The organism is Mesorhizobium sp. M7A.F.Ca.US.005.03.2.1, from assembly GCF_003997795.1.
GTDB lineage: Bacteria > Pseudomonadota > Alphaproteobacteria > Rhizobiales > Rhizobiaceae > Mesorhizobium > Mesorhizobium ciceri.
Genome location: NZ_RZRP01000742.1, coordinates 1 through 3,113, shown reverse-complemented (window position 1 = coordinate 3,113; position 3,113 = coordinate 1). Strand labels below are relative to the sequence as shown.

General features: G+C 64.4%; 3 protein-coding genes. All 3 read left to right on the top strand.

Going from position 1 to position 3,113, the window contains the following annotated elements:
* Positions 1 to 355: 355 nt before the first annotated feature.
* Positions 356 to 1,153, top strand: a complete 798-nt coding sequence (locus EN991_RS29425) for a hypothetical protein (protein ID WP_127370062.1) — start codon at positions 356 to 358, stop codon at positions 1,151 to 1,153.
* A gap of 160 nt (positions 1,154 to 1,313) precedes the next feature.
* The gene (locus tag EN991_RS29420) at positions 1,314 to 1,988 is read left to right on the top strand and encodes a winged helix-turn-helix domain-containing protein (RefSeq protein WP_013528748.1); all 675 of its coding nucleotides are present in this window, start codon (positions 1,314 to 1,316) and stop codon (positions 1,986 to 1,988) included.
* The coding region (locus tag EN991_RS29415; RefSeq protein WP_127370061.1) for a histidine kinase dimerization/phospho-acceptor domain-containing protein at positions 1,985 to 3,113 on the top strand (1,129 nt) is incomplete at its 3' end. The genes EN991_RS29420 and EN991_RS29415, both read left to right, overlap by 4 nt.

The following is a 3,113-nucleotide window of genomic DNA, read 5'->3' as shown; positions in this document are numbered from 1 at the left end:
GCTCAGCCCCGGCTTGGTGAGAAACAGCAGCAACACCGCCAGCGCCGCCGCAACTCGCACGAAGATCAGGCGCTTGCGCTGCTCGAAGGCCTGGGAAACCGGCTTGAGGGTAGCGTAGGTCATTTGGTGTTTCCTGGGGCACTGACGAGTGCCCGTGAGCAATGGGCATGACATTGATGCCGGATGAAAGGCGCACGCCCTCTATCGGCGCAGCGCCGGGCGTTCGTAAAGGACCTTTGCGCGGCCCACGACCATTCTTACGAATTTGTATGCCGCCGGACAGGCCGGCGTGAACTCGTTTGCTTACGCTGCGCGGATCGCCACCGCCGCAACCGTCGACCTCAGGACTTCAGCCATGCTCGCGCCCAACAGGCAACAACCCGCCCCACCGAGCCACAACAGGGTTCCCGACGTCACTCTCGATTTCTGGGTGATCAAGTTGATGGCGGTCACCACCGGCGAGACCGCGGCGGATTATCTTGCCGACACGATCGGGCTTGGGCTGACCGTCACCTCGCTGATCATGACCGGCATCCTGATCGCTGCCCTCGTCCTGCAGTTTGCGCAGAAGCGTTACGTGCCGTGGGCCTACTGGCTGGCGGTGGTGCTGATCAGCATCGTCGGCACCCTGGTGACGGACAATCTCGTCGACACTTTCGGCGGGCGCCTGCAGACCACGACCATCGCCTTCTCGGTTGCGCTCGCCGCGACATTCGCGGTCTGGTACGCCAGCGAACGGACGCTGTCGATCCACACCATCTTCACCACCAGGCGCGAAATCTTCTACTGGCTGGCGATCCTCTTGACCTTCGCGCTCGGCACCGCCGGCGGCGATCTCGTCGCCGAAAGCTTCGACATGGGCTACCTCACCACAGGCCTGCTGTTCGGCGGCGCCATCGCGCTCATCGTGCTGGCCTACTGGCTGCTCAATCTCGACGGCATCCTGGCCTTCTGGCTCGCCTATATCCTGACGCGGCCGCTCGGCGCCTCCTTCGGTGACCTGCTGTCGCGATCGGCCAGGCATGGCGGCCTGGGCTTCGGCACCATCTTCACCAGCCTGCTCTTCCTCGGCTGTATCATTGCGCTCGTCCTGCACATGACCCTGAAGGGGACAACCGACGAAGCCGATGAACTGTTGCTGGACCTGGACTAGGTGCAGGGCGGATGCGCTAGCATTGACAATTGCCGAAAACCCCACCGCTTCGGCCAATCGTGAACGTTCTAGCGCCACCATCCCTGCGCCTTCGTGACATCCTAGGAACAAGCCCGTGCCGGTGATAGCCTGTCCATCTCGGCAACGGACCGGACCTTTCATGCGACTGCTTCTCGTCGAGGACGACCACAGGACGGCCGACTATATCGTCAGGGGACTGACCGAGGCCGGCCATGTCTGCGACCTCCTGCGCAACGGCCATGACGGGCTGTTCGCGGCGACCCGGGGCAAATACGACGTGATCGTCGCCGATCGGATGATCCCCGGTCTCGACGGCCTGTCGATGGTCAAGGCGGTGCGCGCCGCCGGCGTGCGCACGCCGGCGATCTTCCTCACCTCCGTCGGCGGCATCGACGACCGCGTCGAGGGGCTCGAGGCAGGCGGCGACGACTATCTGGTCAAGCCCTTCGCCTTTTCCGAACTCCTCGCCCGCATCAACGCGCTTGGCCGGCGGCCGGCGGCGCAGGAGCAGAAAACCGTCCTGCGGGTCGCCGACCTCGAAATGGACCTGATCATGCGCCGCGTCACGAGGCGGGGCCAGCCGATCGACCTGCAGCCGCGGGAGTTCAGCCTGCTGGAAGTGCTGATGCGCGGCGAAGGCCGCGTCATCACCCGCACCATGCTTCTGGAGCGTGTCTGGGATTTTCATTTCGATCCCAGGACCAGCGTCGTCGAGACCCATATCAGCCGGCTGCGGGCCAAGGTCGACAAGCCCTTCGAAACCCAGCTCATCCACACCGTCCGCAACACAGGCTACAGCCTGCACGCGCCATGACCGGAACCTGGTCCCGCCTGCTGCGCAGCACGCCATTCCGGCTTGCCCTGACCTTCGCCTTCCTGTTCGTGCTGGCCTTCGTCCTGTCTGGCGCCATCGTCTACCAGATGATGAGCGCCGATCTTGCCGAGCGGCTCGACGACACCATCAAGGAAACCTACGCGGTCGTCGCCGCGACCTATGCCGAGAACGATCTCAAGGAGCTGGTTGAGACCGTCGGCAGCCACTCCCTGCGCAGCCTCAAGAAGGAGCAGCTGTTTTCGCTGACCGACGCAACGGGCAATCGCCTGGCCGGCAACTTCACCGCCGCGGGGCTCCCCGACGGCTTCTCGATGTTCGACACCGAAATGCCCGGCGTGCCGCCCGGCGCCGAGTACCGCGCCTATTCCGGCCCGGTCGGCGGCAACACGCTGACCGTCGCCTTCAGCCTTTCCGAGACGGAGGAGCTGGAGAGAATCGTGCTGATGAGCTTTGGCTGGGGAACCCTGATCATCACCGGGCTGGCGGTCGCCGGCGGCGCCCTGCTCGCCTCGCGCGTCCAGCGCCGTCTCGACGGCATCGCCGCCACCATGGTGGATGTCTCGCATGGACGGCTGGACACCCGCATTCCGCTGACCGGCAAGGGTGACGACATCGACATCGTCTCCAGCCAGGTCAATGCCGCGCTCGACCGCCTGTCGGCGCTGGTCGAAGGCATGAAACAGGTCAGCGCCAACATCGCCCACGATCTGAAGACGCCGCTCAACCGGTTGCAGATGATCCTCGACACCGCGTCGGAAAAGAACCTGTCGGGCCGGAAAATCGCCGCTGAACTGGCGGAGGCGCATGCCGAGAGCCTGCAGATCAACGAGACCTTCGATGCCCTGCTGCGCATCGCGCAGATCGAGGCCGGCGCCCGCCGGGCGCGGTTCACCGATGTCGATCTGGGCGAGGTGCTGCAAACCATCGCCGAGATCTATGCCGATGTTGCCGAGGACGACGGAAAGTCGCTGTCGTTGGCGCAACCACAGGAAACGACGGACCGGATCCATGGCGATCGCGAGCTGCTGACGCAGATGTTCGCCAATCTGGTCGAGAACGCGTTGCGCCATTGTCCATCGGGCACGACGATAAAGCTGTCGGTAG